This is a genomic window from Synechococcus sp. RC10A2 (genome assembly GCF_047502605.1).
Genome location: NZ_JANSHP010000042.1, coordinates 76,860 through 101,717 on the forward strand (window position 1 = coordinate 76,860; position 24,858 = coordinate 101,717).

Annotated in this window: 22 protein-coding genes; 13 read left to right on the top strand and 9 right to left on the bottom strand. The window is 63.4% G+C overall.

Annotated features, from left to right (window positions below; genetic code table 11):
• Positions 1–105 precede the first annotated feature (105 nt).
• From NW848_RS04625 to NW848_RS04635, 3 genes are all read right to left on the bottom strand, one after another.
• Positions 106–1,077 carry a metallophosphoesterase family protein gene (locus NW848_RS04625; protein ID WP_414510529.1) on the bottom strand — a complete coding sequence of 324 codons (972 nt, stop codon included), beginning with the start codon at positions 1,075–1,077 and terminating at the stop codon, positions 106–108.
• A gap of 116 nt (positions 1,078–1,193) precedes the next feature.
• A complete protein-coding gene (locus NW848_RS04630) occupies positions 1,194–1,964 on the bottom strand; it encodes a tetratricopeptide repeat protein (RefSeq protein ID WP_414510530.1) in 771 nt (256 codons plus the stop codon).
• Positions 1,965–1,972: 8 nt separating this feature from the next.
• Complete coding sequence (locus tag NW848_RS04635; protein WP_414510531.1) at positions 1,973–5,227, bottom strand: amidohydrolase family protein; 3,255 nt, start codon at positions 5,225–5,227, stop codon at positions 1,973–1,975.
• Between the two features lie 89 nt (positions 5,228–5,316).
• Between NW848_RS04635 and NW848_RS04640 the strand changes: the two genes are divergently transcribed.
• Positions 5,317–5,697 carry a VOC family protein gene (locus NW848_RS04640; RefSeq protein WP_414510532.1) on the top strand — a complete coding sequence of 127 codons (381 nt, stop codon included), beginning with the start codon at positions 5,317–5,319 and terminating at the stop codon, positions 5,695–5,697.
• Here the strand turns inward: NW848_RS04640 and NW848_RS04645 are convergent.
• Complete coding sequence (locus tag NW848_RS04645) at positions 5,694–6,578, bottom strand: bile acid:sodium symporter family protein (protein WP_414510533.1); 885 nt, start codon at positions 6,576–6,578, stop codon at positions 5,694–5,696. The genes NW848_RS04640 and NW848_RS04645 overlap by 4 nt on opposite strands.
• A gap of 40 nt (positions 6,579–6,618) precedes the next feature.
• Positions 6,619–7,776 (bottom strand): murein hydrolase activator EnvC family protein, encoded by a 1,158-nt coding sequence (locus NW848_RS04650; protein WP_414510534.1) that lies wholly within the window; start codon positions 7,774–7,776, stop codon positions 6,619–6,621.
• Between the two features lie 79 nt (positions 7,777–7,855).
• Here NW848_RS04650 and NW848_RS04655 point away from each other — a divergent pair, with 79 nt between their 5' ends.
• From NW848_RS04655 to NW848_RS04675, 5 genes are read left to right on the top strand one after another with little or no spacing between them, the layout of a single operon-like run.
• Positions 7,856–8,764: a hypothetical protein gene (locus NW848_RS04655; RefSeq protein ID WP_414510535.1), complete on the top strand. Its 909-nt coding sequence runs from the start codon at positions 7,856–7,858 to the stop codon at positions 8,762–8,764.
• A gap of 44 nt (positions 8,765–8,808) precedes the next feature.
• Positions 8,809–8,967 (top strand): hypothetical protein, encoded by a 159-nt coding sequence (locus NW848_RS04660; RefSeq protein WP_414510536.1) that lies wholly within the window; start codon positions 8,809–8,811, stop codon positions 8,965–8,967.
• Positions 8,968–8,997: 30 nt separating this feature from the next.
• Entirely contained in the window at positions 8,998–9,414 is a 417-nt protein-coding gene (locus tag NW848_RS04665; protein WP_414510537.1) for a secondary thiamine-phosphate synthase enzyme YjbQ, read from the top strand.
• A 52-nt stretch (positions 9,415–9,466) separates the two neighbouring features.
• Positions 9,467–11,482 carry a hypothetical protein gene (locus tag NW848_RS04670; protein ID WP_414510538.1) on the top strand — a complete coding sequence of 672 codons (2,016 nt, stop codon included), beginning with the start codon at positions 9,467–9,469 and terminating at the stop codon, positions 11,480–11,482.
• A gap of 48 nt (positions 11,483–11,530) precedes the next feature.
• Positions 11,531–13,531 carry a S9 family peptidase gene (locus tag NW848_RS04675; RefSeq protein WP_414510539.1) on the top strand — a complete coding sequence of 667 codons (2,001 nt, stop codon included), beginning with the start codon at positions 11,531–11,533 and terminating at the stop codon, positions 13,529–13,531.
• A gap of 15 nt (positions 13,532–13,546) precedes the next feature.
• Here the strand turns inward: NW848_RS04675 and NW848_RS04680 are convergent, their stop codons facing one another.
• The 4 genes from NW848_RS04680 to purE form a co-directional block, all read right to left on the bottom strand.
• Positions 13,547–14,563 carry a glycosyltransferase family 4 protein gene (locus NW848_RS04680; RefSeq protein ID WP_414510540.1) on the bottom strand — a complete coding sequence of 339 codons (1,017 nt, stop codon included), beginning with the start codon at positions 14,561–14,563 and terminating at the stop codon, positions 13,547–13,549.
• Positions 14,560–15,063, bottom strand: a complete 504-nt coding sequence (locus NW848_RS04685; protein WP_414510541.1) for a deoxycytidylate deaminase — start codon at positions 15,061–15,063, stop codon at positions 14,560–14,562. Before NW848_RS04685 ends, NW848_RS04680 begins: the two co-directional genes overlap by 4 nt.
• Positions 15,064–15,176: 113 nt before the next feature.
• Entirely contained in the window at positions 15,177–16,286 is a 1,110-nt protein-coding gene (locus NW848_RS04690; RefSeq protein ID WP_414510542.1) for a 5-(carboxyamino)imidazole ribonucleotide synthase, read from the bottom strand.
• A 3-nt stretch (positions 16,287–16,289) separates the two neighbouring features.
• Positions 16,290–16,781, bottom strand: a complete 492-nt coding sequence (purE, locus tag NW848_RS04695) for a 5-(carboxyamino)imidazole ribonucleotide mutase (RefSeq protein WP_414510543.1) — start codon at positions 16,779–16,781, stop codon at positions 16,290–16,292.
• Positions 16,782–17,123: 342 nt separating this feature from the next.
• Between purE and mraZ the strand changes: the two genes are divergently transcribed.
• The 7 genes from mraZ to mraY are packed head-to-tail and all read left to right on the top strand — an operon-like array spanning position 17,124 to position 24,858.
• On the top strand, positions 17,124–17,564 hold the full coding sequence (mraZ, locus tag NW848_RS04700; RefSeq protein WP_414510544.1) for a division/cell wall cluster transcriptional repressor MraZ: 441 nt from the start codon (positions 17,124–17,126) through the stop codon (positions 17,562–17,564).
• A gap of 1 nt (position 17,565) precedes the next feature.
• Positions 17,566–18,498: a 16S rRNA (cytosine(1402)-N(4))-methyltransferase RsmH gene (gene rsmH / locus NW848_RS04705; RefSeq protein WP_414510545.1), complete on the top strand. Its 933-nt coding sequence runs from the start codon at positions 17,566–17,568 to the stop codon at positions 18,496–18,498.
• A gap of 18 nt (positions 18,499–18,516) precedes the next feature.
• Positions 18,517–18,942, top strand: a complete 426-nt coding sequence (locus tag NW848_RS04710; protein ID WP_414510546.1) for a hypothetical protein — start codon at positions 18,517–18,519, stop codon at positions 18,940–18,942.
• A gap of 4 nt (positions 18,943–18,946) precedes the next feature.
• Positions 18,947–20,827, top strand: coding sequence for a peptidoglycan D,D-transpeptidase FtsI family protein (locus tag NW848_RS04715; RefSeq protein ID WP_414510547.1), 1,881 nt, complete (start codon positions 18,947–18,949; stop codon positions 20,825–20,827).
• A 4-nt stretch (positions 20,828–20,831) separates the two neighbouring features.
• Positions 20,832–22,472, top strand: coding sequence for a Mur ligase family protein (locus NW848_RS04720; protein WP_414510548.1), 1,641 nt, complete (start codon positions 20,832–20,834; stop codon positions 22,470–22,472).
• The gene (locus NW848_RS04725; RefSeq protein WP_414510549.1) at positions 22,469–23,863 is read left to right on the top strand and encodes a UDP-N-acetylmuramoyl-tripeptide--D-alanyl-D-alanine ligase; all 1,395 of its coding nucleotides are present in this window, start codon (positions 22,469–22,471) and stop codon (positions 23,861–23,863) included. The genes NW848_RS04720 and NW848_RS04725 overlap by 4 nt, the downstream gene beginning before the upstream one ends.
• Entirely contained in the window at positions 23,860–24,858 is a 999-nt protein-coding gene (gene mraY / locus NW848_RS04730) for a phospho-N-acetylmuramoyl-pentapeptide-transferase (protein ID WP_414510550.1), read from the top strand. The genes NW848_RS04725 and mraY overlap by 4 nt, the downstream gene beginning before the upstream one ends.

Below are 24,858 nucleotides of genomic sequence, written 5' to 3' on the forward strand. Positions count from 1 at the left end.
CCCGACACCAGCACCAGGGGAACAGCCCGCGTGTTAGAGGAGGGGGAAGCTACCTACGGGAGTGAGCAGAGCCTCCTACAGCAAGTAAACTCAAATGACGCACCCTCATCCGCTCGTCGGCACGGGGTAGGGGAAGCCGCGGTACTCGTGTTCGAACGAGCCGTCATCATAGAGGTCAACCAAGCCCCAGCCCGGCGGCGTCTGGTGGTAGTTGCCGCCCCACCACCTGCCGCTAACCGCCCCGTCGCAAATGTAGGTGACGCCGTTGTAGACCACGCGGTCGAGCAGGTGGATGTGCCCGCTCAGGCAGAGCTTCACATTCTTGTGCCGATAAAACAGCTCCACCATCCGCCGCGCGTCGATATGTACCCATGCACCTGGAATAACCCAGTCGCCCGACTTCTCGTTCTCGCCGTCGAACATGGCGCAGGCACACACGATGGGCATATGCGACAGCACCAGCACGGGGGTCGTAGCAGGCGTGCGCTGCAGCTCGGCTTTGAGCCACTCGAACTGCTCGTCGTCCAGGCGCGCCGTGTAGCCGTTGCCTTTCGGGAAAGTGCCGTCCAGCACAATAAACTTCCAGCCTGCCTGCTCGAAGCTGTAGTAGGGCTTCTCCAGCCCGTACAGCTCCAGCACCCACTTTTTGCCGAACTTGGGCTCGTCGCCTGTGCAGCCGCTACGCGACTTGTCCCAGCCCCACACATCGTGGTTGCCGATGCAGTGGCGGACGGGGATTTCACAGTGTTCCTTAAGGATGCGCATCCAAAGCTCCAGTTGCACGCGGGCGCGCGCTTCGTTTTGGGCGAACACATCCATCACGCAGTCGCCGCCGTTGAGAATCAAGTCAGGTCGGTCGGGCATCTCGTGGATGGTCTTGAGACAGTTCAGTAGCCCGCGCACGGCGACCCCTTCGGGCTGCACATGGATGTCGGTCAGGTGCGCGAGGCGCAGCACGCGCTTGCGTTGCGGATTCGGCGAAGCGTCCATCGTATTGCGCAAGGTCAGCCACGCCGCCGCGCCCAAAGTCGCCGTGCCCAGCCCCTTCAATACCTCGCGCCGAGTGAGTTGCTCCATCGGCTCCTCCATAATCTTGCACAGTACCTGTGCGTGTGTAAAGAGTGGGTTAAGAGTACCTAAGTGCCTAATACGCACGCGGCATGCACGAACGGGCAACCACAAGGGTTAATTTACTATTGCCCTTTCTTCTCCCCAAGCAACTCCTTGCGCAACTGCAGCGACGGCTCGTGTCCGGGTTTGAGCGCGAGCGCCTTTTCCAGCTCGACGAGTGCGTCATCCTTGCGCCCCAGCTTGGCATATACGGCGGCGAGGTGATAGCGCAATTCGGGCGTGTCGGGCGCGGTCTGTACGGCAAGGCGCAACGCGCGCAACGCCTCCTCGTACCGCCCCAGCTTATATAGCACCCAGCCGTGCGTGTCGTGGTACGCGCCGACATTCGACTTGATGGCGATGGCACGCCGCACCAGGCGCAACGCTTTCTCCAGCTCGCGTCCGTCCTCCGCCAGCGCGTAGGCGTAGTCGTTCAACGCCAAGTGGTTCTGCGGGTCTAACTGCAACGCCCTCTCGAACCACTTCGCGTACTCGTCGCGCTTGCCCGCAAGGAACGCGAGCGTGCCCAATGCCTGATAGTAGCCTGCGCGGTCGACCTGGACAGGGATTTCGCCCGCGCGCGGCTCGTACTGCACCAAGAACACATACGCTTGCTCGGCGGGGCGTTCGGGGCGCGTCATGTAGGCGCGGTAGACCTCCTGCAGGGCGAGATTGAGATTTGGCGACTGCTCCACATACTGCTGAAACAGCGTCGCTGCGCCCGCGTAGTCGCGCGTCTCCAGCTTTTGGACGCCTTGTTCCAGCAGGCTCTTCTGGGGCTGCGTCTGTTGTTGCGAACGCCCGCAGCCCGCCAACGCCAGCCCGATCGCAAGCAACCACGCAACGAGTCGCATACCTCTAATTATGGCAGGCGAGCGTGGTCAGGCGCACGCTGCGCCTCGATGGTGAAGCTTAGTCCCATTGCGCTGATGGTTCCTGTGAGGCGGTCGCCTGCGACGGTCGCGTTCACCGTGATACTCATCCCGCCGACCTCCAGCGTGAAGGTGAGGGTGTCGCCGTCGGGTGCAGCGGTGCTGAACTCCTGCGCGCCAAGCAGCGTTTCCAGCGTGCCGCGCAGCTGGTTGCCTTCCTGACGGATGCGCAAGGTAAACGGTACGCCTTCAGGGGGCAGCGGGTCGCCGCCTGTAATTGTGCCGCGCCAAACGCCCGCGAAGCGTGGGGAAGTGCCTCCCTGCGGTTCATCAGGCGCGCGCTCCGACGGCGCCTCGCGAGTGCGCTCATCGAACACCGACTCCGCGCGTAGCCCCTTCAGATACTCCTGACGCTCTTGCTCCAACGCTTCGCGCCACGCGCGGTCGCGCTCACGGTCGAAGTAAAGCACGCCGTCTACAAAGGTCTTCTCGCACACGGCGTAGCCGCTCAGCGGGTGGTCGCTCCAGAGCGCGAGGTCGGCGTGCTTGCCGACCTCGATTGAGCCGACATATCGCTCGATGCCGAGCTGCTTGGCGACATTGAGCGTCACGAACTTGAGCGCCTCCACTTCGGGCACGCCGCCGTACTTGACCGCTTTGGCGGCTTCGGTGTTCAGGCGTCGCGCCAGCTCGTTGCTGTCGGAGTTGAACGACACCACCACGCCGCGCTCCCACATAATCGCGCCGTTGTGCGGGATAGCATCGTACACTTCGATTTTGTACGCCCACCAGTCAGAGAACGCCGACGCGCCCGCGCCGTGTTGGGCAATCTCGTTGGCGACCTTGTAGCCCTCCAGCACATGCTGGAGCGTGCCCACGCGCACGCCGAACTCCTCGCACACGCGCAGCAGCATTAGTATCTCGTCTTGGCGGTAGCTGTGGCAGTGGATGAGCCGCTTGCCCTCCAGAATCTCGACCAGCGCGTCTAACTGCAGGTCGCGTTTCGGTGGCAGCGGACGCTTGCCCTGCCGATACTCGTCCCAGTGGCGTTTGTAGTCCAGCGCGGCGAGGAACCGCTCGCGAATCACCTGCTCCACACCCATGCGCGAGGCGGGGTAGCGCGTGGCTCCTGGCGTGCGGAAGTTGGAGCGCTTCACATTCTCGCCCAGCGCGAACTTGATGCCTGTGGGGGCTTCCTTGAAAATCATCTCGTCGGCGGTCTTACCCCAGCGCCACTTGACCACGATGCTCTGCCCGCCAATCACATTCGCCGAGCCGTGCAGCATGAGTGCGCTCGTGACGCCGCCCGCCAACTGGCGGTAGATGTTCACATCGTCGGGGTTGATGACATCCTGGATGCGCACTTCGGCGGTGCAGACATTCGTGCCCTCGTTCACGCCGCCGCTGATGGCAGTGTGCGAGTGGCAGTCCATTAGTCCGGGCGTCAGGTGCTTGCCTGTGCCGTCGATGATGCGGGCGTTCGGTGGGGCGGTCAGGTTCTTGCCGACCGCCGCGATTGTACCGTCCACCACCAGCACATCGGTGTTGGGCAGGGGCTTGTCGTGGGCGAGTGTCCACACGGTGGCGTTGCGGATGAGCCAAGTGTTGTGTTCGTCGGCAGGCGGGGGCATAATCGGCGTGAGCTTTACACGGGGCATGGTGGGCGTCTCGTCGGGCGCGCCTGCCTGCTCCGTGCGCTCGGTGGGCGGCTGCGTAAGTTGCGTGGCTTGCTCGCGTGGCGAGTCTTGGCGTGGCGGGACGCCCGCCGTGAGGTGGTCGGTGCATTCCGCGTCGCAGGCGTGCGCCTCGTGGTCGTGGCTGTGCATGTGGGTCAGCGTGCTGCCGTGCGCGTGGTGGAAGCAGCAGGAGGCTTCCAGCAGGCTGCCCGTGTTCTCGGCGTCCCAGTCGCGCGGGCGGCGGAACGGCGGCGTGGCAGGCGCACTCGCCGTTGGCGTCGCCTCGCTCACCTTGAACCGCTTGCCGTCGGCGAAGGCGAACTCGATACGGGCGCGCGGCTCGAACAGCTCGCCCCGCACGACCACGAAACTCGCCGTCTTGCCCACCGCCAAGTCGCCGAAGCGGTTCTGGATGCCCAGAATCTCGGCGGGGGTCAGCGTCAGCGCGCGCAGCGCCGCCTCTTTGGGCAAGCCGTTCGCAATCGCCGTGCGGATGTTGCGCAGCAACCGCTCGGGGTCGCCCAGTCCTTCCGTCGTGAAGGCAAAACGCACACCCTTCTCATGCAGAATCGCAGCGTTCTGGTACGCCAGCGCGCGGTTGCGTAGGCTGGTCAGCGTCGGCGGGCTAAGCGGGTCGTAACTGCGCAACGGTTCGGGCATTTCGAGGCTTAGCAGCACGGGGATGTCGCGCCGCCTAAGTTCGTCGGCGACCTTCGCGGCTTCCAGCCCGCCCACAATCACCACGCGCAGGTCGAACTCGTCGGCGAGGCGCAGCACGCGACGGATGTCCTCGGCGTTGTTGGCGATAGCCAGCAGAGGCGTCTCGCGCTTCAGCACGGGTTGCAACGCTTCGAGCGCGCGGTTCATCGCGGGGCGCGGCTTGCCTGCGGGGTCGCGCATGTAGGCGTCCCACACCTGCATCTGGTGCTGCGCGTCATAGAAGGTCTGGCGCACGAGGGCAATCGCGCCCATCAGCGAGCTGGGGTAGCCGCCCCCGCCCCCAAACCCGCCGCGCCCACGCAGGTTCAGCACAACGCCGACTTGCGGCGCAATCACCAGTTCGGCAGGCGCGCCTGTGCCTGTGCTAATCACTGCGCTCTGCCCGCTCATAATGCCGTGCGGCGGCGCGATATGTGCGGCGATAAACCCCGCGCGTCGCCAACGCGATAGTTGTGCCGAATCGGGCTGCATCAGCACCGTCGCCTGCCGTTCGGGGCGAATCTGCGCGTTCGGGTGCGTGTTCCCGCGCTCGTAGCTGGCGTAGGCGGGGTCGTTCGCTTGCGTGGGCATGCCCAGGCTCGCAAAGGCGTCGATGAAGCCAGGGTACACCGTGTGCCCGCTCGCGTCGATGACCTCCGCATCGGCGGGGATGGGCGTCTCGCTGCCACCTATCGCCACAATCACGCCGTTGCGCACGACCAGCACGCCGTTTTCTATCGGCGGCGCGGCGTTCGACACGATCTTCGCGCCGCGCAGCGCATACACATCAGGCAAACGATAGGGCGTATCCTGCGCCCACGCACTAACGCCGAGAAGCAACCAGCCTACCAACCCAATAAGTCGCCGCATCACAGGCGGACGGTTCGGCGTCGGGCGACGAGTTCCTGCTGACGCTACACAGGGACGGCGTGGAGTGCAGAATAGGTCATAATTAGCGCATGACACGCCCGCTGATTACCGAGTTTATCGCGTTTCTGCCCGCGCCGAACTGGGAAGCGACCCGCCAGTTCTACGAGCAGGTGCTGGGGCTGTCCTGCGTGCTGGAGCAGGTGGATTGTTGCATCTACCAGGTCGCAGGGGCGGGCTATCTGGGTTTCTGCCGCCGCGCCGAGACGCCCCAGCCCGCCGAGCGCGTTATCCTCACGCTGGTCACCCATGCCGTCGACGAATGGCACACCCACCTGCAGGCGCACGGCGTCGAAATCACCAAGCCGCCCGCCTACAACGAGCGGTATCAGATTTACCATCTGTTCGCCCGCGACCCAAATGGTTACCTGATTGAAATCCAGCGGTTTGACGACCCGCGCTGGGGCGGCTAAGACGCCGCCTCAGACGCGGTCGCCTGTACCCGACGCCCGAAGTAGTAGACCATAAACGCGCCCGTCGCGAACATAATCAGGCTGTAGACCGCCGCAGGGATGGACATCGCAGGCTGCTTCAGAATCGTGCTGGCAATCAGGATGGCGAGCGTGCCGTTCTGGATGCCGCCCTCGATGGCAATCGCAATCGCCTGCTTGAGCGGCAGGCGGAACAGGCGCGCCACATTATAGCCCATCCACATCGTCAGCACATTCAGCACAAGCATCGAGATGCCCGCCTGCCGAAAGTGCGACGGCAGGTTCTCCCGATCCTGCAGCACTGCACCCAACACCGCAACTGCAATAAACACTATCGACAAATAGCGCACGGGGCGTTCCGCCGCAAACGCGAACTTGGGTTTCCGCGCCCGAATAAACATCCCGATGGAGACGGGGATAAGAATAATCGCGCCCACCTGAATGATCGTGCGCAGCACGGGCAGCCGAATCTCCTGCGTCTCGCCCAGAAAGTGCGCCAGCGACAAGTTAATCAGAATCGGCGTTGTGATGATGATAATAATGCTGTTGAATGCGGTCAGAGTAATCCCCAGCGCGACATCGCCCCGCGCAAGGTAGGTAATCAGGTTCGCCGTCGCGCCCGCAGGGCACAGGGCAAGTATCATTACCCCGACCGCCAACTGTGGCTCCATCGGGAACAGTTTCGCAATCACGAATCCTGCCAGCGGTAGCAACACCATCTGGCAGGTCAGCCCAATCACGAACGCCTTCGGGAAAATCACCACGCGCAAAAAGTCGTAGCGCGTCAGCGTCAGCCCCAAGCCCAGCATAATTACCGCCAGCGCAACGGGCAGCACAACATTCGTAAAGATGTTTGCTTCCATACGAGGCTATATAAGACTTCGGGGCGAATTTTCCTGTCGGCTACAATCCGTAGCTGAGCGGATTCACGGGTTCGCCGTTGATGCGCACCTCGAAGTGCAGGTGCGGTCCTGTGGAGTAGCCCGTGCTGCCGACGCGGGCGATAATCTGACCTTGTTTGACCTCTTGCCCAACTGCGACAAGGATTGCCGAGCAGTGCGCGTACAGGGTCGCTACGCCGCCGCCGTGATCGATAATCACTGTGTAGCCGTAGCCGCGAATGTAGCCCGCTTCGACCACCACGCCCGAATCGGCGGCGTGGATGGGCGTGCCTGTCGGCGCGGCGATGTCGATGCCCGTGTGCATCTTGCGCACCTTGAAGATGGGATGCACGCGCATTCCGTAGCCCGAAGTGATTCGCCCTTCCACGGGGCGGATGAAGCGTCCCGACCAGGGCGTATCGGCGCGGGCGCGTCCTTTGGGCGTCTCCATCAAGGCGCGCAGGCGGCGGGCAATCGCACGCGACTCCGCCTCCAGCTCCGCCAGTTGCCGTTCGTAGAGCGCGCGCTCGCGGGCGATGTCTCGTAGCAGCGCCTGCTTCTCGTCCTGCGCGTCGGTGAGTTCTGCCTGCTGTTGGCGCAGGTCGGCGACAAGCGCGTCGATTCGGCGCACGAGCGCGTCCATCTTGGCTTTCGCCTGGGCGACCGCCTGCTGGTCGGCGCGCACCTGCTCCAGCAACTCGCGGTCGGTCTTGACGATCTGACGCAATACATAGCTGCGGCTATTCAGCTCACTGAGATTTCGGGCGTTCGTGAGTAGGCTCAGATACGACACGCTACGGTACTTGTAGGCGGCGCGGAGCCGTTGCGCCAGCAGGCTTTCGCGACGGCGCAGGCGTTGGGTCAGAATCTCCAGTTGCTTTGCCAGTGCCGCCTGCTCCTTGCGGGCGCGGGCGAGGCGGTCGCGCGTCTCGCGTAGGCGCGCCGAAACGCGCGTGATTTGCGCGTCCAGCTCGGCGAGGTCGCGCCGTACCTTGCGCTCCTCGCGTCGCTTCTGGTCAATCGCGCCCCGCAGCTTGCCAATCTCCCCTTGAAGCGACTGCAGCTCGCGTTGCAACTGCTGGCGTTGCTGCGCCTTGTCCTGCTGCGCCCCCGACGGTAGGCACAGCATCAGCGCGACCAGCAGCGCCGCAAGCCAACCTCCCTGTCGCACAGCGCCCATCGCGCGGAGTATACCCAACGCCCTCACAAATTCGGGGTATAATTAAGGGCGCAGGCTCGCCCTGCGAAAGGAGGAATCGATGAGGATGCGATACGCAGTTTTGGCTCTTACGGCGCTGATGGGCATGAGCGGCGCATTTGCTCAGTGCCTGATTACCGACTTCGAGGGTTATGCTCTCGGTGCGAACGGCGTAGTGCTTTTCCGCCAGCCCAGCTTTTCGGGATCGACCAGCAGTTTTGTGGTCGGCGACCCCTGCAACTTTGCGGGCGGTGTTTACAATTGCTCCCAGATTTCTGACGAACAAGCCTTCAGCGGAACACAATCGTTGCGCGTGGCGTGGCAGTTCCGCCTGAACCCGAATACAGGTCAGCCGTATCCCAACGCTTGGCTGCGCTTGACGACCTTCAATACTCCGAATATACCCAACCCCGCGATTACCTTCGCCCACCGTGTGCGCGTGCGCCTCTATGTGCCCAGCGACACGCCCGACTTCTACCTGACGCTGGGCGTGCGCGAGACGGGAACCACCGAGGCGTGCGCAGGCAACGGCGGCACTTCGGGCGGCATCGAGTGGATTGGCGCGACTTCGGCACAGGGCAACAACGCGCCTGTCGGTAAACTGGTGAACCAGAAAGACCAGTGGGTGACGGTGAAGTTCGACGCCAGTTGCGATCCTATCCGCGCGTTTGCAGGTGCAACAGCGAATGGTCAGCTCGATACTGAAAGAGGTACTCTGGAGCAACTGGCGTTCACGCCCACCGACCCTGCGAACCTCGGTCCGTACATCGTCTATATCGATGATGTGGAGACATATGTGCCTGTGCCGGGCGATGTGGACGACAACGGCTGTGTAGACGACGCGGACCTGCTGCAGGTACTGTTCGCCTTCGGCGCAACGGGTCCCAACGATGCGGATGTGAACTGCGATCGCGTGGTTGATGACGCAGACCTGCTGACTGTGTTGTTCAACTTCGGCACAGGGTGCTGATTTCCATAACGGACGCTCCGACGAGGGGAACGCCCCGCGCCCGTGTGCCGGACACACAGGCGCGGGGCAAGCGGCGCTTCGGGCGGATTCGCGTGCTGGGCAAACGCAGCGACCGATGCCTCGTGCTGAGCCTGTGCGACAAGGAAGGCAAACCGCAGTTTGAGTACGCCATCCACGAAAGTGAGCCGCGTTGGCAGAATTAGCGCTCCGCAAACAGGTACACTATTAGCGGGATGGTCTACTCTGGGCGGTTCACGGTCTCCACGCGGGGCAACGACGACATGCTCGACATCACAGGGAGCGTCGAGCAGGTGCTTCTGGAGTCGGGCGTCGTGAACGGCATCGCGACGGTGTTTGTGGTTGGCTCCACTGCCGCCATCACGACCATCGAGTACGAGTCGGGCTTGAAGCAGGACATGGCGACGCTGCTGGAGCGACTGATTCCGCGCGATGCGCCGTATGCGCATGAGGCGCGCTGGCACGACGATAACGGACATTCGCACCTGCGCGCCTCGCTGCTGGGACCCTCGCTGACCATACCCATCGTGAGCGGGCGGATGACGCTGGGCGCGTGGCAACAGATTGTGCTGCTGGACTTCGACACGCGCCCGCGCACGCGCACCGTGCATGTGCAAATCATCGGCGAGTGAAAGGCGCGGACGACAGAAGCGTTTCCGCGCGCCAAGCCGTCGAATCGTTGGAATGGGCTGGCAGAAGCAGGTGTTGGGGTGGTGGTGCGCCGCGCTCCTTGCGCCCGCAACGGCGCAGCAGATAGAGTTCCCGCTGAGCCACTACTCGTTCGAGGAGATAGCCCGCCACATGTCCGTTGCGGGCAGGCGCGTGTCGTGCGCGCCCGAAGTGCGTCAGCGACTGGCACTGATCTATCTCAAGCCGCGCTCGTGGCGCGAGGCGCGTGCGCTCCTGGAGCGTGCGCTGGAGGTACAGTTCCGTCGGGTTAGCGACGGCGACTGGATTCTGGAGCGCGACCCCGCGATTGTGGGGCGCGAGCGCCGTCTGCGCGAACGGTTAGCACGCGCTCTTGAAGAACAAGCTGCCTTCCAAACGCGCCTCCTACACGCTTGTCTTGATTCGAAAGTGCCTGCCGACCGCGCCGCGACGCATCTTGTGCGACTGCGCTACGCGCACTTGCCGCCATCGGCACAGCAGGCGCACTGGGCACGCCTGCGCGATGAAATCGCCCATGCGCAGGAGATGCCGCTCAAAGCCGCGCTGCGCAACTGGCGCGCTTACGAGTGGTTCAGTAGTGAATTCTCGCGCTTCCACGCGCGCGGTCGCCTGCAAGAGTTCCTGCGAAAATATCCGCTTGCCAGTTTCGGCTTCTCGGAAGAGGAGCGACGCTGGGCGGTGCGCGAAGCGCAGCGCTGGCGCGAAAGGTGGGCGCCTAAACTGGGACATGCCGTGCTGAAGACTGACGACCCGCTCGAGGCGCAGGCGCATCTACTCCTCTACTTGGGACAAGTCGCGCGGGCGTGGATGCCTGTGTGGGCGTTAGAGGTCACCCAGTCTCAGCTGCGTCCGCCGCTCCGTGCGCGCGAAGTGCTGGCGCGTGGGCAGCTCGTGCGCGTGCAGACCTTGCGGCTGCCGCCCGAGGTCGCCGCGTGGCTGCGTGAAGACCCTTCGGGGCTACATGTCCCGCTTTACCAGGCGGAAGATGTGCCCTTACACCTCCAGATACGCGCCGCTTGGAGCTACAACGGCGGCTATGCCTACGAAATCGCGGTAGATTTCCCGCGACGCTCTTGGATACCTACCTCCCCGCTGCCGCGCGCGGACATTCGCTTGCAGTGGACCCCTGCCGACGCGCACAGTCATTTTCAACTGCTCGATCGCGCGTGGGCGCAGGCGTACACGGCGGCTTATGCGCGCCACCAGCAACTGCTAAAAGCCCCTGTGGCTCACGCGCCGCTTCCCCTGGAAGACCTCGAATGGCTCGGCGCGTTCGCGGCATGGGCGAAGGCATATGACCAAGAGATTATCGCGGAGGTGTACGAAGGACTGCAGGTGCGTGCGACTTTTGGCGACGCCCCGAAGGAGAATACACTCGCTGAATTGCTAAGCAGGTTCTTGGAGCCGTGTCTGCTGGAGCGCCACGATTCGGTGTGGGTGCTGCGCCACTGGGGGGCGTTCGTGCGCCGCGCGTCCAATCCGCCGCTGGCTGCCCTCTGGCGCTTGGAGCGCGCCCAAGGCAGCTACGGCGACTGGCAGGCGTTTTATTATGCAACGACTTCGGAGCAGGCGCGGTGGCTCCTATTTAGCAGCATCGAGTGGCGTCCTCCGCGCCTCGGCGCACCGATGCCGATGTACCTTAGTGAACGCCAATCGCTTGGCTACGCATGGATAGTGATGGCTATCTTGGAGAACCTGCCCGAAGTCCTGCGCGAGTCTCTGTGGGACGGGCGTAGCACGAGCGCTCCGCTCACAGCACTGCCCCTTTCCAAGCGACGAGACCTCGCTCGCATCCTTCGGGAGTGGGGCATCGTGGCTGAGCGACTTGCGCCCCCACCGCAAGCGCCCGAAGCGCCCGTAGACACCGCTGTCGTGGAACACCTATGGCTTGTCCGCGAGCAGGGCATGTGGGAACTCGCCTACGGCAAGCCAGAGCCGTCCGAGCAAACCATCGGAGGGTTCCGAGGCATAGCGGGGAGCTTTTTCGTCACACCGTTTCCCCGCCCGCTTGTGCAGACGCCTACACGATAAACAGGAATCTGCCCCTACGCCGCGAATCCCCCGCGTGGAGGCAACCCTATGAAGCGCACAATCACTATCGATGACCTGTTCCGTATCAAGCTGCTCGCCAGCCCGCAGATTGCGCCCGATGGCGAGCAGGTGGTGTTTGTCTACAAGTGGATTGATGCCGAGAAAAACAAATACTTTTCTAACCTGTGGCGCGTGCGGATTGGCGAGGAAGCCCAGCCGTTCACCTACGGCGAGTGGAGCGACTCGCAGCCGCGCTGGTCGCCCGATGGTAAGCAAATCGCGTTCGTCAGCAGCCGCCAGAAGCCGAAGACGCAGATTTATGTGATCCCCGCTGATGGGGGCGAGGCGCGCCCAATCACGAACTTGGAGGAGGGGAGCATCGGCAGTTTCGCGTGGTCGCCCGACGGCACGCGCATCGCCTTCACTTACCGCGAGACCGCCCCCGAATGGCGCGAAGCCGCCCGTAAGGAGCGTCAGGAGAAGGGGCTGTCGAACCCGCCGCGCATCATCCGCCGCGCCTACTGGCGACTGGACGGCGATGGCGCGTTCGTCGACCAGCGCTACCACCTCTATGTGGTCGATGTGCGCACGGGCGAGACGAAACAACTCGTTGCCGACCCCGAATTCAGCGAATCGAGCCCCGTGTGGTCGCCCGACGGGATGCAGATTGCGTTTATCAGCAACCGCACGCCCGACCCCGACAACCATCCAGGCTATGACGCGATTTGGGTCGTGCCCGCCGACGGGGGCGAGTTGCGCCGTATCCCCGCGCCCGACGGACCCAAGTACCAACTCGCATGGTCGCCCGACGGACGCTACCTCGCCTATATCGGCAACCCGTACCCCGAAGACCCCTACCCGCGCAACGACCATGTGTGGCTGGTCTCTCTGGAGACGGGCGAGACGATAGACCTCATCCCGAATCTGGACAACACGGTTGGGGTGGGCACGCTGACCGATGTGCGCGAGTTCGGCGGCGGTGCGCCCCTGCTGTGGAGCGCGGACAGCCAGCATTTGTATTTTCTGGTGAGCGAGCGCGGCGGTGTCTACCCCTACCGCGTGAAGGTGGACGGCACGCACTTAGACAAGCTGCTGGACGGCGACTTCGAGATTGCGGACTTCAGCCTGTCGCAGGACGAGCATCGCCTTGCGCTACTCAAAGGCGACGCGACGCATCCGCACGAGGTGTTCCTCGCCGAGCGCACAGGCAACACGCTGAATCTGCGCCCGCTGACCGCGCTGAACCAGCCCCTGCTGGATGAAGTAGCCATCGTCGCGCCCGAAGAGTTCGAAGTGCAGGCGGACGACGGCGTACTCATCCACGGCTGGCTGCTCAAGCCGCCCGATTTTGACCCCAGCCGCCAGTACCCGACGATTCTGATGATTCACGGCGGCCCGCACGCGATGTACGGGCGCGTGTTCTTCCACGAGTTCCAGTTGCACGCGGCGGAAGGCTATGTGGTGGCGTACACGAACCCGCGCGGCAGCGTCGGCTACGGCGAGGCGTTTGCCCGCGCCATCAAAGGCGACTGGGGCAACCGCGACTTCAAAGACCTGATGACCATCGCCGACTACTTGGAAAGCCTGCCATTTGTGGACAAAACGCGCATGGGCGTCGCAGGCGGCAGCTACGGCGGCTACATGACGAACTGGATCGTGGGGCACACGAACCGCTTCAAAGCGGCGATTACCGACCGCAGCGTGGTGAACTTGGTGAGCATGGGCGGCACCTCCGACTTCCCGCAGATTCCGAATCGGTACTGGCCAGGCAACTTCTGGGATGAGCCGCAAAAGCTGTGGGAGTGTTCGCCGCTGGCGTATGCGGGGCGCATCCAGACGCCGCTGCTGATTGTGCATAGCGAGGGCGACCTGCGCTGCCCCATCACAGAGGCAGACCAACTGTTCGCCGCGCTGGTGCGACAGGGCAAGGAGGTGCTGTATGTGCGCTACCCTGCCGAGTCGAGTCATGGCTTGTCGCGCAGCGGTCCGCCCGACCTGCGCCGCCACCGACTGGAGCAGTATCTGGCGTGGTGGCGCGAAAAACTGTAGGCAACGGGCGCGGGCTTAGCCAATCGCCTTGCGGAACAGAATAACCGCCACGACCGCCATCGCCGCCGCGATGCCATACAGAATCAGCACCGTCTGGCGCTGATTCAGCCCGCGCGCCAGCAGTTGGTGGTGGATGTGCTTTTTGTCAGGCTTGTGAATGGGCTGTCCCGTAAGCGCACGGCGCACGACCGCAAACGCCGCGTCCAGAAACGGCAGCCCGAACACCAGCAGCGGGATGGCAATCGCGAAGGCGGTGGCGGTCTTGAACGCGCCGATAACCGACAGCCCGCCGAGCATAAACCCAAGGAACTGCGCTCCGCCTGTGCCCATAAAAATTCGCGCAGGATTGAAGTTGTAGCGCAGAAAGCCACCCGCCGCGCCTGCAATCGCCGCTGCCGTAATCGCAATCAGCCAGTTCGGATAGGGCTGGTCTAACAAGTCCGCCGCCTGTAGCGCCATCAGGGCAAGCGCGAACGCCGCAATCGCGCTCACACCTGCCGCCAGACCGTCCAGCCCGTCGATAGTATCCATCGTCTTGCTCACGACGAACATCCAGAGGGCGGTAATCGGAATCGTCCACACCCCCAGCGGCACCCACTGCGCCTCGCTGAACTTGCCCCCAATCGGCGCGGCGAAGCCCTCAATCTGCACCCCAAACAGTTGCACCACCAGCCCCGCCAGCAACAGCGCGCCCATCTGTACGGCGGCGGAAAACTGCCACTTGTCGTCCAGCATGCCGACGATTAGCACGCCCGTGCCGACCAGCAGCAGCCCCAGGAACTGCAGCGCGCGCTCCAGAAACACATTATCGGACGGCGCAAGCATATAGAGCCGTGCCAGCCCCGCCAGCATGCCGACCAACACTCCAATGTAAATCGCCAGCCCACCCCAACGCGGAATCGGCTCGGTGTGCACGCGCCGCGCATCGGGGTGATCCAGCACGCCCATCCGAACCGCCAACTGCCGTACCCACGGAGTGAGTAGATAGGTCGTCGCCAACGACAGCAAAAACACTACCGTAATCGTCTTCATCGCTTCGGTCTAAAAGGCGTCAAATCTACTTCCTCAATTGTACCCTCGCGATACCGATGCAGTTGGACGCCCGCTTCAGCGAAGAGTTCTAACGCGAACTCGTCGGGGTAGTCGCCTTCAAAGACGACGCGCTGGATGCCTGCGTTGATAATCATCTTGGCGCAGTGGTTGCAGGGCTGGCAGGTCACATAGATGGTCGCGCCGCGTGTGGAGACGCCGTTCAGAGCGGCTTGCAGAATCGCGTTCTGTTCGGCATGCAGGGCGCGGATGCAGTGCCCTGCCACAATATGGCAGCCCACTTCCGTGCAGTGCGCCAGTCCGATTGGCGCGCCGTTGTAGCCTGTCGCCAAAATGCGCTTGTCCAGCACAATCACTGCGCCGACGCTCCGACGCGGACATGTTGCCCGCGTCGCCACCATGTGCGCGATTTGCATAAAATACTCATCCCAACTGGGGCGATTCACGGCTAAAAGGATACCCGTCCACCCATCAAGGTTCATAAGCGCGCATCCGCTTGCACGCCTTTTGCGAACCTCCTCCTAACCCCCTAAGCGAGGGCTGCAAAGCGCGTCTGCCCAACTGCACTCGCGCTGGGAAAACGGCACAGGTTAAGTCACGAAATAGGGTCGATAGGCAAGTTGAGAGACGCGCGGCTTATCACCATCGCCAGCGTCTTTTTCAGCGATTTGTAGTCGTCTGCACAGAGGGTGATGTGCCCTACTTTGCGCCCTGGGCGGGGAGTCTTGCCGTACAGGTGCAGGTGAACACCTTCTATGCGCAGAATCGGCACAATAGGCGGGATGTCGCCGATGAGGTTTACCATTGCCGACACGCCGCGCGGGGCAGTGCTGCCCAGCGGCAAGTCCAGAATCGCGCGCAGGTGGTTCTCGAACTGGCTGGTGTGCGCGCCTTCGATGGTCCAGTGTCCGCTGTTATGCACGCGCGGGGCGACCTCGTTCGCCAGCAACTGGTCGCCCACTTGGAACATCTCCAGCGCGAGTACGCCCACATACTTTAGCGCGTCCATCAGACGCTTGAGGTAGTCTTGGGCTGTGGGCAACAGCGCATTTGAGTCGGGCGCAGGCGCGATCGACAGGCGCAGAATTCCTTCGTGGTGATGGTTCTGCACCAGCGGGTAGGCGTGCATCTCGCCGTTGCGCCCGCGCACGCCGATTGCCGACAGCTCGCGGTTGAAGGGCACGAACGCCTCCGCTATCAGCGGCGCGCCGCCCAGCTGCGCCACCGCCTGGAGGTATTCGTCAGGGGTGTGCGCGACTCGTTGTCCCTTGCCGTCGTAGCCGCCGTGCCGCGTCTTGACCACACAAGGGCAGCCGACCTGTTCCAGCGCGTCTGCGGGGTTCTCAGGATCTATGGGCGCAAACGCAGGCGTGGGGATGCCCACCTCGCGCAGGAACTGTTTCTCCAGCAGGCGGTCTTGGAACAGTTCCAAAGCGCGGGGCGTCGGGCGCACAGGTGTCCACGCGCTTGCCCACCATGCGGCGCTCACAGGCACATTCTCGAACTCGTAGGTAATCACTCGTTTGCCCTGTGCGAAGCGTGCAATCGCGTCGGCGTCGTCGAGCGGCGCGCACATAAGGGGGGCAACCTGCCCCGCGCAGGCGTCAGGCGCAGGGTCGTACACCGCGCACTGCACGCCCAGCGGGTAGCCCGCCAACGCGAGCATCCTGCCCAGTTGCCCTCCACCGAGAATGCCGACCTCCATCGTTTACTCCGCGCGTGGGTCAGGGTTCTCCAGCACTGCCTGTGTCTGGCGCTGGCGGTAGGCGTGCAGGGCGTCGCGGAACTGGGGATATTTGTTCGCGAGGATGGCGGTCGCCAGCAGCGCGGCATTAATCGCGCCCGCCTTGCCAATCGCCAGCGTCCCTACAGGCACGCCCGCAGGCATCTGCACGATAGAAAGCAGCGAGTCAAGCCCCTTGAGCGCGTGCGATTCGATGGGCACACCCAGCACGGGCAGGGTGGTTTTGGCGGCGGTCATACCAGGCAGGTGCGCTGCGCCCCCTGCGCCCGCGATAATCACCTCCAGCCCACGCGACTCAGCAGTGTGGGCGTACTCGAACATTTTGTCAGGCGTGCGGTGCGCCGACACAATCTGCACCTCGTAGGGCACGCCCAGCGATTCGAGCGTCTCCACCGCGTGGCGCATCGTCTCCCAATCCGATTGGGAACCCATAATCACGCCGACCAGGGGTTGCATCGTGAGAATTGTACCTAACAGCGTTCTTGTCGCCCTCACTCCCTGTGCGAGGCGGGAGAGGGGGAACGGTTGGGCGCACCGCCGTGCCCCCTACACCCCTCTCCCACGCAGGGAGAGAAGGGCTGGAAGTGAGGGCAGAAAACGCGCTTAGCCCCCACTGGACATCCACTGGCACCCTCGTCAACCGCTATATGTGGGCAATTTACCCCCAAATTGCCCCAATTCTGGTGGCAAGTGGGGCTAAAACCCTTGACAAATCGTGCAAGATGGGCTATAATATTAGCCAAGTGGAGGCTCAGTGGTAGCTGAGTGGAGACTCAGTGGTAATCACGGTGGCTGACGATGGCAATCTTGCAAGGTGGTAGCAGTATCGCAGTGGACGACAAGGGGCGCGTGGTAATCCCCTTGCGCTTCCGCGCGAACCTTGGGGAGCGCTTCGTCTTGACTCGCGGATTTGACCGCTGTGTCTATGTGTTCGACCTGGATCGATGGCAAGGGCTGAGCCAAAAGTTTGAGCAAGGTGCCATCTTTGACAGGCGCAAGATGCATCTGCAGCGGTTGCTGTATAGCGCGGCGACGGAAGTCACGCCCGACAATCAGGGGCGCGTGGCAATTCCGCAGGAACTGCGCGAGTGGGCTGGTATCGAGCCAAATTCGGAGGTTTCGATTATCGGATGCGAGAACCGCGTGGAAATCTGGGCACGGGAGGCGTTCTACAACATCTTGAACGAGGCAGCGAACTCGGTGGAGTTGCTGGATTACGCCACGGAGATGGGTATCTGAGATGCATAAACCTGTGATGGTGCGCGAGGTGATGGAGTATCTGAACCCGCCTGTCGGGGGTATCGCGGTAGATGCCACCGTCGGGGCAGGGGGGCACGCGTGCGCCCTTGCGGAGCGACTGGGGCGCGACGGGCTACTCATCGCGCTCGACCGCGACGCCCAAATGCTTGCACTTGCCCAGCAAAACCTCGCCGACATCCCTTGCATGGCGCATTATATCCACGCCGACTACAGAAATTTACCTGAAGTGCTGCAAGAATTGCAAATCAAAGCCGTGGATTCGATTTTGGTGGATATGGGGGTATGCAGTGAGCAGTTAGACGACCCAGAGCGTGGGTTCGCTTTCCGCTACGACGCGCCGTTGGACATGCGCTTGGACAGGGAACAGCCCACCACTGCTTACCACCTCTTGCAACGCATTCGGTTGCCCGACCTGGTGCGCATCCTGCGGGAGTACGGAGGCGAGCAGTGGGCGAAGCCCATCGCGCGTGCGATTATCCGCAGGCGCGACCAAGGGCGCATGAACACCACAGGCGACCTTGCCGCCGCCGTGCTGGAAGCCATCCCGAAAAAGTTTCAGGAGAAGCGCATTCACCCCGCCACGCGCACTTTTCAGGCAATTCGAATCGCGGTCAACCGTGAACTGGACGACTTGCAGCCTGCGTTTGAGGCGATGGCAGGTTGCTTGAAGGTGGGAGGCGTCATATGTGTATTGGCGTACCACTCGCTGGAAGACCGCGCGGTCAAACATGCGTTTCGGAACCTTAGCCAGCGTGTGCGCGAGCCTGTGGGTGTGGGCGCATCCGCAACGGAAGCCGCCCGCCCTGTGCTGGAGATTTTGACCCCGAAGCCAGTCGAGCCGAGCGAAGCGGAGATACAGGACAACCCCCGTGCGCGGAGCGCGAAACTACGCGCTGCCCGCCGCGCAGGGTAGGGGAAGGAGGATGACCATATGCCAACAACAACGAAACCGAAACGGGAGCATGCGGCGGAGCGAACACCGCAGGCGCGTCCCAAACCGCATGCGGCGCCGAGTGTGCGCCCGCAGCGCAAGGCGCGCCCGCGCCGACTGCCGTTGTTGCCCATAGGCGTCATCGTCGCGGTCTTTACAACTCATATGACCGCTGTGGCGATGTTGAACTACGAGAGCGCACGCTGCGAGAGCCTGCGCCGCGAAAAAGACCGCATCAAGCTGAACATCGAGCGGCTGCAAGGGCAACTTGCCGTGCATACGAAGGAGGTGTCCGTGCGCCGATGGGCGGAGCAGGCGGGGATGGTGCGCGTCGATGAGCGACCTGAGCTGACGATTATCGGGCTGGACGCGCCCACATCGCCCCCCGCACCTGTGGCGATGGATATTCCAGCGTTGTTGAGGTGAGGCGATGGTACGAACGCGCCCGATGTATCGTCATGCGACCGTGCGCTTGAAGGCGCAGGAACTTCGGCGCATTGACTGGGCGCGTGCGCTGCTGGGACTGGGCGGCGCGTTGGTGGCGGCGCGCGTGGTGCACCTGCAGGTATTTCAACACGACGCGCTGCTGGAGGCGGGATTGCGTCGCCGACTGCGGCGTCGCCCCTTGCTGGCAAAGCGAGGCGCAATTCTGGATCGGAACGGCAAGCCACTGGCGCAGAGCCAAGTCTGCTGTCATATTGCGATTGACCCGATGCGCGTGCGTGAGCCTGAGCGCATGGCACGGATTTTAGCCAAGCACTTGGGCGGCGACCCTACAGCGTTGCGGACGCAAATCCTGCAGGCGCAACAGTCCGAACGCCGCTACCTGCGTGTGGCGACCAGCGCGCCTATCGAACGCTATCACTCACTGCAAGCGGAGTTTGAGGCGGCGTTTCGCGAACTCAAGCGCAGCGAACGCCCCGTGCTGATGCGCGAATACACCCCGACCCGCGCCTATCCGCAAGGCTCGCTCGCCCCGCAAGTGATAGGGCTGACCCAGCTACGCGAGAGTCGGGAGGAGGGCAACCTGCTGGTCGCCGTGAGCGGCGTCGAGAAGAGCTACGACACCGTGTTGGCAGGTAGGAACGGCGTCGAGGAGGGCGAAATCGCGCCTGGCGGCTTGCTGATTCCCGAAACGATACGCCACCGTGAACTGCCCACTGATGGCGCGTCGGTGCGCCTGACGCTGGATACCGCGATTCAAGCGGTTGCCGAAGACGCGCTGGAGCAACTTTGGCGCAAGCATCGCCCGAAAGGCGCGCTGATTCTGGTGTTAGACCCCCACACAGGGGACATTCTGGCGCTTGCGAACCGCCCGACCTTTGATCTCGCCACTCGCGAAGGGCTGAACCGTCCGCGCAACGACACGCCTGCCGAACGCAACCGCGCGATGGAGCCGCTGCGCAATCGCGCAGTAGAGTTTCTGTATGAGCCAGGGTCTACCGTCAAGCCGCTGGTGGTCGCGTCGCTGCTGGCGGAAGGCGCCGTCAGCCCAACGAGCCGCTACTACTGCTCAGGGGCAATCCGAGTCGGCAGGAAGTCGATTCGATGCGTGGCGCATGGGCGGGGTAGGGGACACGGTCGCTTGACGCTGGAGGACACGCTATGCCACTCGTGTAATGTGGCGATGGCGCAGATGGGACTGCGCGTAGGGCTGGAGGGCGTCTATCGCGCGTTGCAGCGGTTCCACCTGTTCGAGCCGATGGAGGCGGGCTTTACAGGCGAGCAGGTAGGGCGCACCATCCCGCCAGAGCTTGTGCGCTGGGGCAGGGAACTGCGGGCGACGAATCTCGCCTTCGGGCAGGGGCTGATGGTCTCTCCGCTCGCGCTCGCGGCGGCTTATGGCGCGCTGGCGAACGAGGGACGCTGGATTGCGCCCCGAATTGTGCTGGAGCCTGCGCTGACGCACCGTGAGTCAGAGCTAATCGTGCCCCCCGAATATGCACGACTGGTCATTCGCGGGCTGGTGCAGGCGGTAGAGGAGGGCACTGGCAAACATGCGCGGCTAAAGGGCTACTGGGTAGCGGGAAAAACGGGCACGGCACAGAAAGCTATGGAGGGCGGGCGTGGCTACGCACAAGGCAAGTATATCGCGTCGTTTGTGGGGATTGTGCCCGCGGATGCCCCGCGCGCGGTCATCCTCGTGCTGGCAGACGAGCCGCGAAACGGCTACTACGGCGGCGAGGTCGCCGCGCCCGCATTCCGCCAAGTGGCGCAGTTCCTCATGTGGTACTGGCGGCTCCCGCCGTCGCGACGCGAGGCGACGCGCTCGCAACCCGCGATTTTCAATCCGCGCACACGCGCAGGGTGAACCGATGCGATTGAGTGAGCTGATACAGGGGCTGCCGATAGTGGAGGCGCGGGGCGACGCCGAGATTACAGGTGTCTGCGTCGACTCGAGGCGCGTACAACGCGGCGACCTGTTCGTCGCGCTTGCGGGGCGGCAGCACGACGGGCATCACTTCATCGCGGACGCGCTGCAGCAAGGCGCAGCGGCTGTCATGGTGCAGCAAGCAGCGGCGCAAGTCGCCTCCGAGTTCCCGTTCGTCCGTGTGCCTGACACGCGCGAAGCGCTCTGGCGCATCGCCCAGCGGCTGTATGGCGACCCGACGCAACACATGCTGACCATCGGCGTCACGGGCACCAACGGCAAGACCACTACGACCCACATGCTCCAGAAGATACTGGCGGCGTGGGGCAAGCCGACTGTGCTGATTGGCACGCTCGGCGCGTGGATCGAGTATCCTGACGGTCGGCGTGAGGCGCTGGCACAAGAAGGCGAGTTCACCACACCCGAAGTCTACCAGCTGCAGTCGCTGCTGCAGCAGGCGCGCGCACGGGGCGCACAGGCGGCGGTGATGGAGGTCTCCTCGCACGCGCTGGATCAGCGGCGCGCCGACGGCATCCGCTTCGATGTCGGCGTGTTCACGAACCTGACGCAAGACCATCTGGACTATCACGGCACGATGGAAGCTTACGCCGCCGCGAAACTGCGCCTGTTCACGGACTTAGCGGAACAGTCGGGCAAACCGTTCCGAGCGGTTGTCAACATCGACGATGAGTGGGGCAGGGTATTCGCGGCGAAGGCGCGGGGCGCGGTCTACACCTACGGCGAAAGCGAGTGCGCCCTGGTGCAGGCAACGCGCGTAGAATACGGACACGACGCACTGCGCTTCTGGATTCGGACAACTCTGACAACACGCAACGGGGCAGGCAGGCACTCCACCCTCACCGCCGTTGCCCCCCTCCTCAAGGTTCCCCCCGCTTCGCGAGGGGAACCACACCTTGGTTCCCCCTGCATGCAGGGGGAACCTCAAGGAGGGGGTTCAGCACGCGGCGTCGAGGAACTTCCTCTTCACACCCCCCTCATCGCTCCCTACAATTTATATAATGCGCTGGCGGCGACGACTGCAGCGCTGGCGTTAGAAGTCCCGTTGGAAGTCATTCGGCAAGGGCTGGCGAGCCTGTCGCAAGTGCCTGGACGCTTTGAACGCGCGCCCATCGACGCTGACTACACGGTGATTGTGGACTTCGCGCATACGCCCGACGCGCTGGCGCGCGTGCTGCAGGCTGGACGCATGCTGAACCCCACACGGCTGACCGTGTTGTTCGGCTGCGGCGGCGACCGCGACCCCACGAAGCGACCCCAGATGGGCAGAATCGCCACCGAGCTTGCCGACCGCGTAATCCTCACCTCCGATAACCCGCGCACGGAAGACCCGCACCAAATCCTGCAGCAGATACTCGCAGGCGTGCCCAACGACCTGCGCGGGAAAGTCGCGCTGGTGGAGGCAGACCGACAGCGCGCCATCGAGTACGCGCTGCACACAGCGCAGGCAGGCGAACTCATCCTGCTGGCGGGCAAGGGACACGAACCGTACCAGATTGTGGGCACAGAGAAGCTGCCCTTTAGCGACATCGAAGTAGCGAAGGAGGCGGCAGGAGCGAAGCGATGAGACGAGCGATGCGACTCTCTGAGGTGGTTATGGCGACAGGCGCGAAACCTGTGAACATTCGCGACTTGGAAACAGTCGCCATCACGGGCGTCTGCATAGACAGCCGCGCTGTAGAGGCAGGCGACCTGTTTGTGGCGTTGCGCGGCAACCGCACGGATGGACACCACTACCTGCAAGAGGTGTTCGACAAGGGCGCCGTCGCCGCGCTGGTCGAGTATGTGCCGTTGGGCGCAGAGGAGATGCCGTTGCTGCGCACGCCGAACACCGTCCACGCGCTGGGGCAACTCGCCCGCTACTACCGCAGGCAGTTCGATACGCTCGTTATCGGCGTGACGGGCAGCACAGGCAAGACGACCACGAAAGAGATGATTGCCGCCGCACTGGAGGCGGGTTATCCGAACGCTGTGCAAAAAAGCGCGGGAAACTATAACACTGAACTCGGCGTGCCCCTGACGCTCTTTGAGCTGGACGCCGATTGCCGATTTCTGGTGCAGGAGATGGCGATGCGCGGACGCGCGCAGATTGCCTACCTTGCCGAGATTGCCGAGCCGCGCGTCGGAGTGATTACGCAAATCGGATGGTCGCACATCGAGCAGTTGGGTAGCCGCGAGGCAATCGCCGAAGCGAAATCGGAGCTGATTCAGTCGCTCCCACCCGACGGAATTGCCATCCTACCGCGCGACGACAAGTTCTACGAGTTCCTACGGGCGCGCTGCGCATGCGAGACCGTCTACACTTTCGGGCGCCATCCTGAAGCGCATGCTCGCCTAACAGAGGTGCAGCTGGGCGAAGACTACACGGCGGGCGTTGTGGTGCTGAACTTGCCCGATGTGCAGGCGCGGGTGTGGCTGGAGCTACCGTACTTGGGCGAGCATCTGCTGATCAATGCGACGGCGGCGCTGCTGACGGCGGTCGTGCTGGGCGTCGCGCCTGACGGGGCGGCGCGTGCGCTGCGCCATATCCAACTGCCCGAAATGCGCATGGCAGTGCAGCGGCAACCCGATGGCTGGACGCTCATCAACGACGCCTACAACGCAAATCCCGACTCGATGCGCGCCGCCCTGCAAGTGCTGATACACCAAATCCCAGCACGGCGACGGATCGCCGTGCTGGGCGATATGAAGGAGCTTGGCGCATATAGCATGCGGTTGCACTGGAGCTTGGGACGCTGGCTCGCGACGCAACCGCTGGATTATCTCGTTTTGGTTGGAACCGAAGTGCTATGGACGGCGGCTGCCGCCAGGGAGGGCGGATTTCCCCCCAGCCGACTCTTGCACTTCGAGACGCCCCAGCAGGCACGCGAGTGGCTGCTGCGCACCGTGCAGAAGGGGGACTGCGTGCTTCTGAAAGGCTCGCGTGCGCTGGGGCTGGAGCAGGCGGTGGTGCGATGACGGACGCGGGAGTGTTTCTGGCGGCGGCGCTCGCCACTCTGCTGCTGGGCAAGCCTGTAATCGGCTGGCTGGCAGGCATTCGCGCACGGCAGACCATCTACGCCTACGCGCCCGAAACGCACCGCGCCAAAGAAGGCACGCCCACGATGGGCGGACTGCTCCTGATGCTCGGCGTAGTGGTGGGGCTGACGGTGTGGGGCTGGCAAACGCGCGAGACGCTGATTCCCATGCTGGTAATTTTTGCAGGGGCGGTGTGGTTCGCGTTTATCGGACTGTTGGACGACTACTGGATTCGTCGCTGGACGGGGCAGCGCGGGCTGGAATGGAAGCAGAAACTCGGGCTGCAACTGGTCGCGGCGGGGTTGAGCGTGTATGTGCTGTGGCTGGTGGCGTCGGGCGCAGAGGCTGCCGAGTCACTGCTAGGGCTTGCAAGCGAAGACACGGCGCAGTTGCCGCTGAACTTGCTCACCTTCGGGCTGGGTGTGCTGTGGGTGGTGGGCTGGGTGAACGCCTTCAACCTAACGGACGGGCTGGATGGGCTGGCGGCGGGGCTGACCGCGCTCGCGATGATGGGCGTGTATGCCATCGGGGCGGGGCAGGGGGGCTGGATGAGCTACGCGCTGATGGTTGCTGGCGCGTGCGTCGGCTACCTGTGGTGGAATGTGCATCCCGCGCGGGTGTTTATGGGCGACACAGGCTCGATGTTTCTGGGCGCGAGCTTCGGGCTGCTGACGCTGCGCTACCTACTGACTGCTCCAGAGTGGCAGGCGTGGGGCGCGCTCGTGCTGGTGGGGGGCGTATTTGCAGTGGAAATACTCAGCGTTGTGGTGCAACTAAGTTCGGTCAAGTTGCGCGGTGGCAAGCGCATCTTTCGGGCGACGCCAATCCATCACCACTTCGAGCTGTTGGGCTGGGCGGAGCCGACGATTGTGATGCGCTTCTGGCTGGCGGGCGCAATTGCCGCAGCGTGCGGCGTCTCTGTAAGTCGATGGTGA